We start from the raw sequence: 14,867 nt of genomic DNA, 5'->3' as shown, positions 1-14,867 counted from the left end.
GCCGGAAGCTGTGATTTGTCAGCCCGTTACCGCTGTCGCTTTTAGTAAAGCGCCCGTTATAATTACCTCATCACTTCTTAACAGGTATGCACCGATGATTCGTAGCATGACCGCTTACGCCCGGCGAGAAATCAAGGGTGAATGGGGCAGCGCCGCCTGGGAGCTGCGCTCCGTAAACCAGCGTTATCTGGAAACCTACATCCGTTTACCCGAACAATTCCGAAGCCTGGAGCCGGTAATCCGTGAACGCATCCGCAACCGTCTGACCCGAGGCAAAATCGAATGTGGCCTGCGTTTTGATCTGGACCCACGCTCACAGGGGCAATTGATCCTCAACGAGTCACTGGCCAAACAACTGGTCGCGGCGGCGAACTGGGTGAAAATGCAAAGTGACGAAGGCGAGGTCAACCCACTCGACGTGCTGCGTTGGCCGGGAGTGATGTCGGCACAGGAACAGGATCTGGATGCCATCAGCACAGAACTGATGCAGGCGCTGGAAGCCGCGCTGGATGACTTTATCCTCGCCCGCGAAAGCGAAGGCAACGCGCTCAAGGCGTTGATTGAACAGCGCCTGGTCGGCGTCAGCGCCGAAGTCGCCAAAGTCCGCGCCCACATGCCGAACATTCTGCAGTGGCAACGGGAAAAACTGCAAAGCAAGCTGGAAGAAGCGCAGGTGCAGCTCGATGGCAACCGGCTGGAACAAGAGCTGGTGCTGATGGCGCAACGCATCGACGTGGCCGAAGAACTCGACCGGCTGGAAGCCCACGTGCGGGAAACCTACAAAATCCTCAACAAGCAGGAAGCCGTCGGCCGCCGTCTGGACTTTATGATGCAGGAATTCAACCGCGAATCGAACACGCTGGGTTCCAAATCCATCAACGCCGACGTCACCGCCTCCGCCATCGAACTGAAAGTGCTGATTGAGCAGATGCGGGAACAGATTCAGAATATTGAGTAACGTTTCACGCGATCTCGCGTTGTCTCACTAAGTCTCGTCAGGATAAAAAGGCCATTGTAAATCATGGCCTTTTTTGTTTTATATAGTCTCATGATGTATCACTACAGCGCATGTTCTACGTGTACTTAAAGGTGTACTTATTCAAGTTTAAGTACACCCCCATTAGCCGCCTTGCGGCGGCTATCTTCATTTTTTGTTTTGTATAGCTTCTGATCTCAGCCTTGCACCAATTGTCGACTTGTAAGTATCCCGGTAAACCGAACCATTCACTTTTAGAGATCTTCCGACATACTGATTATGTCCCCTGAGGAGATCGCCATGCGCAAAGCCTGATTTACCGAACACCAGATCATCGCCGTTCTGAAGTCCGTTGAAGCCGGACGGACCGTCAAAGACGTTTGCCGCGAAGCGGGAATATCCGAGGCTTCGTATTACAACTGGAAAGCAAAGTTTGGCGGTATGGAAGCCTCTGATATCAAAAAGATGAAAGAGCTGGAGGACGAAAACCGGCGTCTGAAACAGATGTTTGCCGATCTGAGTCTGGAGTGCCGCGCACTCAAGGATGTCATTGAAAAAAAGCTTTAAAACCCGCGATAAAGCGTGAGCTCGTCAGTTATCTGACCGCACAGTTTGCGATGAGCATCCGCCAGGCATGCAGGGCGTTATCGTTGAGCAGGACGGTCTATTTTTATCAGCCCGACACCCGGCGTAATGAGCCGGTGATTCAGGTATTGACTGAAATGGCGGAGCGCTATCCGCGTTACGGCTTCAGGAAGTTGTTCCAGAAGTTACGCAGGCAGGGACATGCATGGAACCATAAACGCGTTCATCGTATTTACTGCCTGTTAAAACTGAATTTTCGTCGTAAAGGAAAGCAACGTTTGCCCGTGCGTAACCCCGCACCGCTGGTGACGCCGGAAGCACTTAACCAGAGCTGGTCGATAGATTTTATGCATGATGCGCTGGTCTGCGGCAGGCGCTTTCGGACCTTTAATGTGGTAGATGACTTTAACCGCGAGGCTCTCGCGATAGAAATCGATCTGAATATCCCGGCGCAGCGGGTGGTCAGGGTATTGGACAGGATCGTCGCAAACCGTGGTTATCCGCTGAAACTGCGGATGGACAACGGACCAGAACTGGTCTCGCTGGCGCTGGCACAGTGGGCAGAAGAGCATGGTGTATTGCTGGAGTTTATTAAGCCGGGCAAGCCGACGCAAAATGCCTTTATCGAACGTTTTAACCGGACGTACCGGACAGAAATCCTGGATTTTTATCTGTTCAGGACGCTGAATGAAGCAAGGGAAATCACAGAGCGCTGGCTGACGGAATACAACAGCGAGCGGCCTCATGAATCCCTGAATAACCTGACGCCGGAAGAATACCGGCTGATGACTGAAAAACCGGATATCTCAAAAAGTGCATGGAACTAAAACGGGTGTACTTACAGTTCGCCTGTGTACACTATATGTAGTATCGACAGCGGCTTATGGTCAACAGCATATTGTGTCTATGGTAGCAGCAACGCAGGGTAGGAGGCGATTCGGTCTTATAAGGGTTTTACCGAATCGTTGTGCTCTATATCCTGCTTCAGTGCGTCAGATATCGCCCTACCAGAACATACGGTATAAGATTTTAATCATCAGTGATTAGCTTAGTTAGGAGTTCATGTGGAAAAGGAAACATGGGCATTAGTTGGAGCAGCAGCAGCCATCGCAGGGCCGCTTATTTTTAACACAGTAAAAGAGGCGATCTGGGAGAGGAAAAAAAGGAAAAGAGAAGAACGACATATAGTAATACAGCTTATATTCGTGCTAGACAAATATATATCTCAGTGTGAATTCTTGTCTTATAACGACGGTATTTATGATCCTGAAAAAGAATACAAGGTAACAGGCTATTTTAAACCTGAACTGCAATTATCATCAGTAAAAGGTGACTATAAATATCTGGATGCAGATATGCTTTACAGGCTGCATAGCATCGATTCGAAACGTGAACAGGTGATCAGTGAACTTTCAAACCTTGATGACTCTTACTTTGATGATGCGCCAGATTGCACTGGTTATTATGCCAAGCGGCAGGAACTCTACGCAAAGCACGGCCTGTATGTAATCGAACTCTCAGAGAATATTTGTCGAAAATTCAAAATAAAACATGTGTCATGGGAAGGGGGATTCAATCCGGCGGTCTCCATTCGGGAACGTCTGGTTCAGATTCGCGCATCAAAGTCCCGCGCCAATCTCCGCAGAATGGAAATGAAGGCGAAGCGAGTCGCTGAAAAACAGCGAAAATTACTGTAATGGTAGGTTACGCTGCGACTCGGATTGTCAACGATCCGCAGAAAGATATGCTCGAAAACCGCCTGCTGGCGGCTTGTATTAGGCTGTTTTTCCGGTTCCCAGCGTGCGAACCTCATGTTCCGACATCCAGTTATCCGTAGCCTCTGTATGCCCGTCTGATTCGGTAAACACGATAATTTCATGAACGGGGTTGAGGCTCGCCTGATATTCAACAGATTTCAGCAGTTCAGGGCTGGGGAACATCAATAAATACACAGCTTCCGGCAGATAACTCTTATTCAGAGTCAGGGGCGAATATAAGCTCAATTTCTGTCCGTTAACGGAGATAACCTGATTTGATTTAAGTTTATTAACAACTCTTTTGTCAAAGATGCGTTCTAGTATTTGATCGCATTGTGATTTGTTGTTCACGCACAGATAAACCTCACACTGATGGTGTTCGGCTCGGTCAGTAGCATATTTTAAGATGCTTCCGTGCAGCCCGTTCATAAGCTCAGAAAACTCACGCTGCAATATCACCCGGTCAGTCATTTTAGTTCCTTTTGATGAATGAATTTCGGCATCCATCATATCGGTAACGTCCAGTGCAGCATAGTGCGGCTGCGCGTCAGATTGCATAGTTCGGCATAATAGGCGTTTTAACGAATGCTCGCAAAAAGGGAGCAAAGTACAATCGTTAGTGTCCGCTCTTGGCACCGACCCGACTATCAGAGTGAATTGGAGGCAGATAGCCAGTTACATTCCTTAACCTATGAAGCCAGATAACGACTCTACAGGCCTATAAATCGCCTACTCCAAACGGGTAGTACATCGGGTAGTAAACTGCCGTAACCACAGACAAAATCATACTAACAAGCTAGTTTTTAATACTTTTATTTCATATTCAATAAACAGATTCAGAATATCGAATAACACCTCACAACGCATCACCCACCATCAAAAAACCAATAAGCCCGCCGCATAGCGGGCTTTTTTGATGCCATAGAATCTAACCATATCTCAAAGTGTTACAAAGACTTTCCGATACTTCTGGGACTCCGCCCTCTCATACCCCACCCCATCAGCCATAAAAAAACCGGGCAGAGCCCGGTTAATAAAAACCTAAAAAATAAACACAGAAGAGGGGAGGGGGTTATCACAACAGGTGAGGTGGGGAGAGCGAGCCCTTCCCACCTCGTCAATCATATTATTTATACAGAACCGCGTTGCCGTGCAGCGTGTCGTCACCCTGAACGGACGTGATCTGGAATGATTTAGCGCCAGCGGCATCCGCTTTGGCAGCCAGTTTAGCCTGCAGGCTATCGAGCGTGTTAGCGCTGGCGGAGATGCTGCCGACTTCCTGACCTTGTGGGTACTGGATTTCAGTTGCAGCAAAAGCGCCGACGGACAGAGTGCTCAATGCGATGGCAGTAAAGACAGTTTTCATGTTCATGATGGTTTCCTTTTTTGCGTCTTCGTTGTTAAGGGTGTTTGTAAATGACAAGTCAATTATCACTATGGTAACTATACCCAACTTCACAAAAAGTGCGATCCATATCACATTCCTATGTCAGAAATATGAAACCACAGTGTATTCAGTCGATTACTGCCAAGTCTGATCGGATGTTTTTTTGAGCGACCGGGGAAATAAAGAAAATCGGCCAGGTACACGGAATGGGGACTCAGGCACCGGATACGGGCCTCCCCCACGACGAGTTCACGGCGTTATTCTGCGCCATTCATCAAGCGCATTCTGCAGAGGCAAGTACATACGTTGTTAAGTACGCCTGCATATTATTCCAAATATTAATTATTCTTTCGGTGGGTATTATCCCCTGACTAACCGGGAGTTATCTCGCTTCTGGCATACGCCGTGAACGTGGATAAGGAAACTATATGTCAACTAATTAAAAAAAGTTTCCCTTACATGACCTCAAATAATCACGCTGGAAAATCAAGCAATAAAAACGTTAAAATACCCTCACCAGGTGAGCTATTGCGCAAAAAGACATGAAGTTAAGGATAGGGGGAAATATGTTAGAAATATTTGATGTGAGTTTTAGCTTAATGTCAAATAACAAGCTGGATGAGGTGTTTACACTACGCAAAGATACATTTAAGGACCGTCTTGACTGGGCAGTCAACTGTATTAATGGGATGGAGTTCGACGAGTATGATAATGAGCACACCACCTATCTTTTAGGCGTCAAAGAGGGGAAGGTGATTTGTAGCGTCCGGTTTATAGAAATAAAATACCCCAATATGATTACCGGCACGTTTTACTCTTACTTCGATAACCTCAAGATCCCCGAAGGGAATTATATTGAGTCCAGCCGTTTTTTTGTTGACCGTGATCGGGTAAGAAATTTAATTGGCACCCGCAATCCGGCATGTCTGACGTTATTCCTCGCTATGATTAATTACGCCAGAAAATACCATTACGACGGTATCCTCACAATTGTCAGCCACCCGATGTTGACCTTGTTAAAACGTTCAGGCTGGCGCATTTCCATCATTCAGCAAGGGCTCTCGGAAAAACAGGAGCGCATTTATTTGCTGCATCTGCCCACAGATGACGACAGCCGACACGCGCTGATTGAGCGCATTACCCAGATGACACAGGCCGAGTCCGAGCAGCTTAAGACCTTGCCTTTACTGGTTCCACTGGTTTGATCAGGTTCATTTCAACCCCAAGCCGGATGGCATGTTTAGCATTCAGTACACCCAGTTTTTTAACAACATTGCCAATATGAAATTTAACGGTGCTGGTGGTAATACCAAGAATGAGTGCAATTTCCTGATACGTTTTTCCCATACTTGCCCAGTAGAGAATTTCATTTTCTCGTTGTGAGAAAAGATTAGGTTCCTGCGACTTGCTGTTGTTTTTGTTTTTGCTCATCTCCCGGTAAAGGGAGGTGAGCTTCTCATGGGCAGAAATCAACAGCATTTGCAGTTTTTCTTTATTATTATGAACAATCTCTTCCAGTTCTCCGCTGCGATTCTCTTCAAACATGAAAGACAATGTAGCCAGATTATTGCCCGGATCATGTAACACAAAGGTATAACCGTTAACAATGTCGTACTCTTTGGAGAGATTGAATATTCTGGAGAATTTTAATTTTGAGCTGATAACCAGATTATCATCCCAGGAGAAGGGAGAGATTTTATTAATCGCCGTCAGAATAACCGGGTCAATGTGTTGATAATTATTACTTCGATAAATCTCAACCCATTCCGATGGATAATTAGAAATAATGACCACATCCGTCGGCTTTTTCTTATTCATGATCAAATAGGCGTATTTCAGGTCGCCATAGCTCTTTAACTTTCGGTTAAGATAGTTTTGTATTGTGCTATTAATGAAGTCAACGTTAGAGAATGATACAGACATCTAACTCTCCCAAAATCGTGTACGACAGTGCAATCTGATCATGACGGCACAAAAGTATAGTATCAACCTATACCTAAGTCTAACTATCTTTCCCGGTTCAAAATCCTTAGAATTTTCAAAAAATAACATCAAATATGAAAATAAAAAACTCTGATCACTATTAGCGATCGGAAAGCCAATTTGGCGCACACCAGGGAAATATTTATTAGTCTATTAATTATACCCAAAATAATTCGAGTTGCCGCAAGGTCGCAGCCAGATCCATCGCCAACAGCCGGTGTTAAGCCGGTAACATATGATGATTATGGTCGCCAATCTTGCTGGTAATCTGAAGTATGGCGGGTCAGTAGTGCTATTTTATTCTTAACCCTTCTCTCTCCTGCTACCGTTCGCAGGAGGGGGAAAGGTCATTTTATCCGCCACCATGATGCCATCACGCCAATTCCACTCTCTTCCCACCGCAGGCTTTGACATAAATCACCTGTAAACGCAGCGAAATACGGCCATCAGAATACATTATGGGCCTTTTGCCGCCTAACTGACGATATGCCTCCCGGTACATCAACGGGCATGCAATCTCAAACAAAACGCCCGAAGACAACGCTGGTTATACTCCCAAAAAACAACGATAAGGGGGAGTAGAATGGATTATACGGTAGTGACTCATCACGATGATGACACATTGCATACCCTTCTGCGTGATAAACTCACCGCGATCGGCATCGATAACGGTCGTATCACCGAGATCTTTCAGGGCGCGGCGCTGTTCGGTGCCGAAGGGCTGCTGGATTCCATCAATATCGTCAGCCTGATTGCCGTACTCAGCGATCACTGCGAAGCGGCTTACCACCTGACCGGTGACCTGTTTGATCTGACAGACGACCGTGTGTTCGATGCCTTCCAGAATCTGACCAGTCTGACAACGTTCCTGCGTGAGCGGCTTCATCATGGCTGACCCTGCTCACCCCGCCACCCAGCCTGACGCGCTGTTTGCCAACGATGGTCTGTTTGCCAACGGCTATGTAGAAGAGATACCGGTTGCGACGATCGCCCGGCATGTCGGCACGCCTTTTTATGTCTACAGCGCCCGCCAGCTACGTCGGCAGCTTCAGCGGCTCTATCAGCAACTGCCAGCCGGAACGGCGGTGTACTATTCTCTGAAGGCGAACCCGAACCTGTCGGTGGTGAAAACGCTGGTGGAGCAAGGGACGGGGTGCGAGGTGTGTTCACCCGCGGAACTGGATACCGCGCTGGCAGCCGGTGTCTTACCGCAAAATATTCTGTATGTCGGGCCGGGCAAGTCGCTACCGGCGCTGGCGCACGCCATGAATTGTGGTATCCGGGCGATTGTGGTGGAATCCGTCACCGAGCTGGATAATATCAACCAGTTGGCGGCACAGGCTGGCACCGTACAGACGGTGGCGTTACGCATCAACCCGAATTTTAGCAGTGAACATGCCAGACTGGTGATGAGCGGAAAACCTACCCAGTTCGGGATGACACTGGATACGTTGCAAACCGTGCTGGCTTGTCTGTCCCGCTGGCCTTCGCTTGCCGTGCGCGGTTTTCATGTCTATCTGGGAACGCGAATCCTCAACGCCCAGGCTATCGCCGACAATACCCAAAATATCCTGCAACTGGCACTAAACCTGCGCGATCAACACCAACTAACGCTGGATTTTGTCGATATCGGCGGTGGTTTTGGCGTTCCTTATTTCCCCAAAGAAACAGCGCTGGATTTACCGGCACTGGGTGATGCGATCGCCCCCATTGTGGCGGATTTCCGCCGCCAGGCCGCCGATACGCAAATCATCATTGAGCTGGGGCGTTATCTGGTAGCGGAAGCGGGTCTGTTCGTCACCCGAGTCAACACCCTGAAAACCGCGGGTGGAAAGACATTCGCCATTTGCGATGGCGGAGCCAATTGCCACAGTGCGGCGGCAGGGTTGAACAGCATGTTGCGTAAAAACTTTCCGCTGTTACGGCTGGGTGATAATCACTCCCGGCCGGTGCAGCCTTATCAGGTCAGCGGACCGCTTTGCACCCCTACCGACCTGCTGGGCGACAACGTGCTGCTGCCGACGCTGGCGGTCGACGACCTGATCGGTATCACCCATTCCGGTGCTTATGGGTTAACCGCCTCACCCGGTTTGTTCCTGAGCTTCGGTTACCCGGCGGAAGTGATGGTGGATGGACACCGGTTGATTCAGATTCGCCAGCCGGAGACCACCGCACAGTTACTGGCTCGCCAACAGCCGGTTGAGCTCTGGCACGGAGAGGCATCATGATGTTGTGTATCCAGCCGGATGACCTGGTCTGGCGTACGTTCTCATCGGCAAGCGCACCTGAACGTGATGACGCATCACGGGTGCCGCACCCGAGTCAGGCGCTGATGGCGGATTACCTGCGGGCTTTTTTTCGCTCTCACGGCGAAACAGCCGAGCCGGACAGCGCGGTGCTGAACCGCTGGCTGAATAGCAGCCACTCCTTTACCGCGATGATGCAAGCGCTGTTACCTGAATTGCAGGCGCGTCATACATTACAGCCGCTTGATGTGGTGGTATTCGCCCACTGGACCCCGGATAGCGACCTCGGCTGCGCCGTCTCTAACGCCCTGATCCACGCGTGCGAGGCTCACCATGCGTTCGGGTTTTCGATTTCGGATCGCGGCCTGGCGGCTCCGTTGTTCGCCCTGCACGTCATCGATGACTATCTGGCCTGCGAAGAGGACCGGCATGAGGCCTTGTTGATGATTGCCGATCAGGAGATCGCGCCTTATCCCAGCGAACGACTGGCGCAATTGCGCCCCCAGAAAAACTGCTGCCTGATGCGGATAGAAAAACGGCCAGCCGGGCAAGCCAGCGGACTGGTGTTTGAAGGCTACTATCGCCAGCCTTACGCCGATAACGGCGACCTGACGGTGACCCTGCGCCACCTGCTCGCACGCTTGCCGATGCAAGAGACGCTACCGCTGACGCTACTGGGTAGCCCGGCGCTGATTGAGGCGTTGCAAGGTGACATTCCTCACTGCCAACTGTTAAGCGTGCCAGAGTCATTACTGTGTGCGGCCCCCTTTATCTACCTGAAACAACAGGCACAACCGGGTCACCGTTACTTGCTGGCGGTACCCGAAGCGCGTCATCTCACCACCTGTGTGTTGCGTTATCAGCCGCACCACACCGGAATGTTCACCCGCTCTTCCTGTCCCCATTAAGGATGCTCCATGACGAACATTACCCACCTGACCCACTGGCTTGACCGGGCCGCCAAAGAAGCGGCCAATAAAACCGCCGTCATCGATACCGATCGCGAAATCAGCTGGTTTATGTTGCGCCTGCAAGCCCGACAACTGGCGGATTATTTGCGGGAAAAAGGGGTGGAGAAAGGTGACCGGGTGATCGTCTACATGCCAAATTCACTGACGTTCGTGCTCTATTTCTGGGCGTTGCAATATCTGGGCGCGATCTTCATTCCGCTGAACCCGGAAACCAAGGCCGGTAAACTCAGCTGGCTGGTGGATAACGCCGGATGTCGCCTGCTGATAGCCGACCCAGCCCTTAACGATGAAATCACCATCGCTCAAGTCAGTGAGCACTGGCAGCAGTTTAATCGCCACACCCGGGTCTGTTTTAGCCACGAGGTGACTGCGGCACTGGCGAACGAACCGTACCGCATCTCCGTTGAGTGCGAGCGGCTCGCTACAGGTATTGACCTTGATCTGGCATGCATTATCTACACGTCCGGTTCTACCGGTCACCCCAAGGGGGTGATGCTCAGCCGCCGCAATATAATTACCGCCGCCAGCTCAGTAGCCGGTTACCTGCAACTGCGCGACGATGACCGCATCATGTCGTTCATTCCGATGAGCTTCGACTACGGGTTATATCAGGTCATTATGTCTGCGCTGGCGCAGTGTACGTTAATCGTGGAGCCGGATTTCCGTCGGCCCCTGTTAGCGTTGCAACGTATGGTCACCCTACGTGCGACAGTGCTGCCTATCGTGCCGACCATGCTGCGTCTGATAGCACCGCTGGCCTCGCGCTACAACTTCGCTTCGATTCGTACCGTCACCAACACCGCCGCCGCGCTGCATACCGGCGATATCGACCAATTACGCCATATCTTTCCACACGCGCGCATCTACTCGATGTACGGGCTGACCGAGTGCCACCGCTGCACCTATCTGCCACCAGAGTACCTTGCCACCCATCCGCAAAGCGTCGGCATCGCGATTCCGAATACCGAACTGTGGGTGGTGGACGACAATGGTCAGCGCCATACCCGCAATGCCACCGGCGAGCTGGTGATCCGCGGCGCGACGGTGATGTGTGGTTACTGGCGCAATGACGAGAAGAGTGCCGAGAAACTGCGCCCCGGCCTGTTGCCGGGCGAAAACGTCCTCTACACCGGCGATATCTGTCGGCTGGATGATCAGGGCCTGCTCTATTTCATCGGCCGTCGGGACGAAATGCTGAAAAGCTGCGGCGAGAAAGTCGCGCCCAAAGAAGTGGAAACCGTGCTCAACCGTCATCCGCAGGTGGTGCAAGTAGCCGTTGTCGGTATACCGCATGCGATTTACGGCGATGAAATCATCGCCTGTGTCGTTACCCGTGGCGATCTGAACGAAAAGGCCTTGTCGCGCTGGAGCAAAACCCAGATGGAATCGTATATGGTGCCGCACCGTTTCCTGCTGATGCCGCAATTACCGCTGAATCAAAATGGTAAGGTCAACCGTACTTTGCTGCAGGAACAACTGATGGCAGGGACAACGCTGGCCGCCTACCCACAACCCGGTTTGATGGAGTAACCGCGATGTCACATGATACTGATTGCCCCGCCACCACCTACTACAACCCGGATTTTTATTACCAGAAGATCGTCACGGCGATCGGTATGGTGCTGGAAACCGATGACCTGTCGGAATTGCACCCGCACACCGATCTGGAGCGGGATTTAGGGTTTGAGAGCGGTATTTTCATCGAACTGATGATGTATCTGGAAGAGATGATCGAAGGGCTGTCGATAGACCCGGTAACACTGGACAGCCAGCAGCTCAGCACCATCGATTCGCTCAGCCGCTTCATTCACTCACAACGGGAGCACGGCGTCTCTTGTGTATGATCGCATCGTGGCAATACCTGACTTCCCTGCTGGCGCGCTTTGATGGTGTGCACACCCCGGCCTGCCATCACATTGACGGTGAGCTGACCTACCACCAGTTGTACCACGGCGCGCTGGCGCTGGCGGAACACCTGCGCACGCATCATGCCGCCAGTGGCCGCCCGCAACCGGCACCGGTTATCCTCTACGGGCACAAGCACCCGGCCTGTCTGGTAGCCTGGTGGGCCTGCCTGTTAACCGGCCACCCGGTGGTCCCGGTCGAAACCGATAACACCGACGAGCGCCTGCGTTTTATCGCCAACAGTATTCAGGCCGGTCTGATACTTAACGCCACCAGTCAGGCTGCGCCGCAGAGTGGTATCCCGACGCTGACAGTGTCACTGACAGCAGGCGATGACGCCACGGACGCCACAACCCGTCGGCCCGCCGCCCAACTGGCTGATTTTTGCCATCAGATGGGGCAGGCGTTCGGCCAACACGCTATCAGCGGCATCGCCTACATTATGTTTTCTTCCGGTACCACCGGCGCCCCCAAAGGCATTCAGGTGAGTTACGCTAATCTGGCGCACTTCGTTCGCTGGGCAGTCGAGGCCTTTCCCCTATCCGGCGCAATCAGCGGCAATATTCGTTACTGCTTTGACGTCGCCCAGTACGAGCTGTGGCTGGCGTGGCATTATCGCCAGCCAATTTCAGTGCTGGATTACCGCGATTTCATCAATACCCGCAAAATGATCGCCCGCCATGCCGATGCAGGTATCCAGACCTGGGTAAGCACACCGTCGCTCACCCGCAACTATCTGCGGGATCGGGCATTTTGTCAGGACAATCTGCCGCACCTGAAAACCTTTATCTTTTGCGGCGAAGTGCTGACAAAAGAGGTCGTCAGCTCGCTGTGGCGCACCTTTCCCGGTTGCCGCATCGTCAATACCTACGGCCCGACAGAGTGCACGGTCGCCATTACCGCCTGCGACATCACCCCCGATATGCTCAATGACGATGCACCGCTGCCGCTGGGCTATGTCCGCCCGGGCGTCATTGTGCACATTGATGCCCCGGCGGACAGCGAACGTGGAGAAATCGTTATCAGCGGCCCGGCAGTGAGCGAAGGCTACCTGAACGCATCGCCGATTCAGGCATCACGCTTTGTTGTTCATCCCGACGGCACGCGTCACTACCGCACCGGCGACCTAGGCTCACTACGCCATAACCTGCTCTATTTTCACGGTCGGGAAGACAGCGAGTTAAAAATACAGGGCTACCGCATCGCCCTCGATGACATCGAAAATGCACTGCGGGAACACCCACACGTGCAGGATGTGATTGTCACCCCGTGGCTATTACACAACACCCCTCAGGGGCTACAGGCGTTTATCCTGTCCAGTCAGCCGGATATTTTGCCAGCGCTGGCGGACTATTTACGCCGCTACTTTCCGCTCTATATGGTGCCCAAATTCTGGTATCCGGTAGACCAGGCCGCGCTCAACCACAACAGCAAGCTAGACCGCCAGCGTATCGCGCAACAGGCGCTTGATAAGGGTAAACGCTATGTTTTCGTCAGTTCTTAATCCGATTCAGGCCCGGATACGGGAAACCCCACAGCATCTCGCTATCGTCAACGATGAAGGTAGCTATACCTTTGCGCAGCTAGGCGTGCGGGTGGGAGCCATACGTCAGGCGCTACAGCAGCACCAACCGCGTTGCGTGATGATTTACGGCCACAAGCAGTTGGACGCCGCCGCCGCCATGCTGGCCTGCGCGTTTGAGGCCATCACGTTCACCTTTGTCGATATCGCCAATCCGTCTGCCCGTATCACACATATTGTCGCGGTGACACAGGCGGACTTGCTATTGCTGGCCTGCCCGCCACGCACCGCGTTACCGTCGCTATCCATCCCGCTCTGTACTACCGCCTCGCTGCCGGATACCCCATCGCTCACCGAGCCAGTCAGGGCGGCACCTGAGCAGATATTTTATATTTTGACCACCTCCGGCAGCACCGGCGAGCCGAAAGGGGTCAAAATCAGTTATGGGAATTTCGCGGCCTTTTCTGACTGGTACATTCCCAGCCTTCAGGCGGAGGAATTTCCAGGTGGCCACGTGAATCACGCGTGCTTGTCTTTCGATATGGGCGTCATGGATCTATTCCCTTCACTGGCGGCAGGTAAAGCAGTGTTGATGCTCAATCACGTTAATAATATCCGCCCCCGTAAGAACCTACAGCTACTCACCGAGTCCGCCGTAAAAGCCAGCAGTTGGTTTTCCACACCCAGCTTTTTGGACATTATGTGCATCGACCGTCAGTTCAACGCAAAGAGCCTGCCTGCGCTGCGCGTGCTTTTCGTCGGCGGAGAGCCGGTGTCTGCATTATTGGTACAAACACTCCAAACCCGCTTCCCACAAACAGAAATAAGGCATGCCTACGGCCCTACCGAAACGACCTGTGTGACCCATGCGTTATGTTTACCCCCTGTGGATGCCAAAAAGGCAGGTGCCTTGCCATTGGGCCGCCCGCATGGTGCAAACCACATTGAGATTTGGGATGAAGAGGGAAACACACTGCCGGCTGACCATTACGGTGAAATCGTCATTCTGGGACCACAAGTTGGTGCGGGTTACTTACCACATGATCTACCGGCTAACCGGGCATTTGGCACTCGGGATGGTAACGAACGCTATTACCGTACCGGCGATATTGGTTACCAGGATGAGCAAGGGCACTTGTTTATTCAGGGACGTACCGATAGCCAAATAAAATGGCATGGTAATCGTATTGATCTGGCTGAAATCGAAAAGGCTGCCAGTCAGTGTGAGCAGGTAAAGCAATCCGTTGTACTTATCAAGAAAAGCAACAACGTTGTGACTGAACTGGTGTTATGCGTCCATCTCGGTCTCGATACCGCCGCCTACCGCGATAGCTTTCGGCGCTCTCTGGCACAACGGCTCCCCGCTTACATGATGCCACGCATTATCCGCTTCACCGGCCCGTTTCCCCTGACGCTACATGGCAAGACCGACCGCCAGGCATTGATGCAGCAATGCGAAACCGATGTGCTACCAGAGCGCGGCAATAGCACAACGCTCTATAGCCCACCAAAATAGCGGTACGACCTGCAAGCAG

The 14,867-nt window shown here is 51.8% G+C and carries 14 protein-coding genes; 11 read left to right on the top strand and 3 right to left on the bottom strand.

The features are described 5' to 3' along the window. The first annotated feature begins 94 nt into the window (after positions 1–94). The 3 genes from FAZ14_RS10790 to FAZ14_RS10780 all read left to right on the top strand — a co-directional run bounded on the left by FAZ14_RS10790 (position 95) and on the right by FAZ14_RS10780 (position 3,258). Positions 95–958 (top strand): YicC/YloC family endoribonuclease, encoded by an 864-nt coding sequence (locus FAZ14_RS10790; RefSeq protein WP_016943498.1) that lies wholly within the window; start codon positions 95–97, stop codon positions 956–958. Positions 959–1,306: 348 nt separating this feature from the next. After that, positions 1,307–2,388, top strand: a protein-coding gene (locus FAZ14_RS10785; protein WP_235914519.1) for an IS3 family transposase whose coding sequence is annotated in 2 segments (ribosomal slippage) — positions 1,307–1,538 and positions 1,538–2,388 — 1,083 coding nt in all. Because the reading frame shifts where the segments join, the coding sequence is not laid out codon by codon here. 237 nt (positions 2,389–2,625) lie between these two features. Next, positions 2,626–3,258, top strand: a complete 633-nt coding sequence (locus tag FAZ14_RS10780; protein WP_153508512.1) for a hypothetical protein — start codon at positions 2,626–2,628, stop codon at positions 3,256–3,258. A 78-nt stretch (positions 3,259–3,336) separates the two neighbouring features. On the opposite strand, the gene FAZ14_RS10775 is transcribed toward FAZ14_RS10780, so the two are convergent. Together FAZ14_RS10775 and bhsA are read right to left on the bottom strand one after the other, a co-directional pair. Further along, positions 3,337–3,828 (bottom strand): hypothetical protein, encoded by a 492-nt coding sequence (locus FAZ14_RS10775; protein ID WP_235914514.1) that lies wholly within the window; start codon positions 3,826–3,828, stop codon positions 3,337–3,339. Between the two features lie 616 nt (positions 3,829–4,444). Next, positions 4,445–4,690 (bottom strand): multiple stress resistance protein BhsA, encoded by a 246-nt coding sequence (gene bhsA, locus FAZ14_RS10770; RefSeq protein WP_012882864.1) that lies wholly within the window; start codon positions 4,688–4,690, stop codon positions 4,445–4,447. A gap of 581 nt (positions 4,691–5,271) precedes the next feature. Between bhsA and FAZ14_RS10765 the strand changes: the two genes are divergently transcribed. Then, positions 5,272–5,910 (top strand): acyl-homoserine-lactone synthase, encoded by a 639-nt coding sequence (locus FAZ14_RS10765; protein WP_016941535.1) that lies wholly within the window; start codon positions 5,272–5,274, stop codon positions 5,908–5,910. On the opposite strand, the gene FAZ14_RS10760 is transcribed toward FAZ14_RS10765, so the two are convergent. Next, positions 5,876–6,628: a helix-turn-helix transcriptional regulator gene (locus tag FAZ14_RS10760; RefSeq protein ID WP_016941536.1), complete on the bottom strand. Its 753-nt coding sequence runs from the start codon at positions 6,626–6,628 to the stop codon at positions 5,876–5,878. The genes FAZ14_RS10765 and FAZ14_RS10760 overlap by 35 nt on opposite strands. A 643-nt stretch (positions 6,629–7,271) precedes the next feature. Between FAZ14_RS10760 and FAZ14_RS10755 the strand changes: the two genes are divergently transcribed. Genes FAZ14_RS10755 through FAZ14_RS10725 form a run of 7 tightly spaced genes read left to right on the top strand, consistent with a single transcriptional unit; the run spans position 7,272 to position 14,848 of the window. Next, entirely contained in the window at positions 7,272–7,583 is a 312-nt protein-coding gene (locus FAZ14_RS10755; protein ID WP_016941537.1) for a hypothetical protein, read from the top strand. Beyond that, a complete protein-coding gene (locus FAZ14_RS10750) occupies positions 7,576–8,916 on the top strand; it encodes a type III PLP-dependent enzyme (RefSeq protein ID WP_016941538.1) in 1,341 nt (446 codons plus the stop codon). The genes FAZ14_RS10755 and FAZ14_RS10750 overlap by 8 nt, the downstream gene beginning before the upstream one ends. Then, positions 8,913–9,842, top strand: a complete 930-nt coding sequence (locus tag FAZ14_RS10745) for a hypothetical protein (RefSeq protein ID WP_153508511.1) — start codon at positions 8,913–8,915, stop codon at positions 9,840–9,842. The genes FAZ14_RS10750 and FAZ14_RS10745 overlap by 4 nt, the downstream gene beginning before the upstream one ends. Before the next feature lie 9 nt (positions 9,843–9,851). Continuing rightward, positions 9,852–11,435: a class I adenylate-forming enzyme family protein gene (locus FAZ14_RS10740; RefSeq protein ID WP_016941540.1), complete on the top strand. Its 1,584-nt coding sequence runs from the start codon at positions 9,852–9,854 to the stop codon at positions 11,433–11,435. A 5-nt stretch (positions 11,436–11,440) separates the two neighbouring features. Then, positions 11,441–11,749 carry an acyl carrier protein gene (locus FAZ14_RS10735; protein ID WP_016941541.1) on the top strand — a complete coding sequence of 103 codons (309 nt, stop codon included), beginning with the start codon at positions 11,441–11,443 and terminating at the stop codon, positions 11,747–11,749. After that, positions 11,746–13,314 carry an AMP-binding protein gene (locus FAZ14_RS10730; protein WP_038926795.1) on the top strand — a complete coding sequence of 523 codons (1,569 nt, stop codon included), beginning with the start codon at positions 11,746–11,748 and terminating at the stop codon, positions 13,312–13,314. Before FAZ14_RS10735 ends, FAZ14_RS10730 begins: the two co-directional genes overlap by 4 nt. After that, the gene (locus tag FAZ14_RS10725; protein ID WP_153508510.1) at positions 13,295–14,848 is read left to right on the top strand and encodes an AMP-binding protein; all 1,554 of its coding nucleotides are present in this window, start codon (positions 13,295–13,297) and stop codon (positions 14,846–14,848) included. Before FAZ14_RS10730 ends, FAZ14_RS10725 begins: the two co-directional genes overlap by 20 nt. The last annotated feature ends 19 nt before the right edge of the window (positions 14,849–14,867 follow it).

Origin of the sequence: Dickeya oryzae, assembly GCF_009372235.1 — a bacterium.
In the GTDB taxonomy this organism is placed as follows: domain Bacteria; phylum Pseudomonadota; class Gammaproteobacteria; order Enterobacterales; family Enterobacteriaceae; genus Dickeya; species Dickeya oryzae.
Note: the sequence above shows the minus strand (reverse complement) of the source record. Positions and strands in the feature narration are given on the sequence as shown.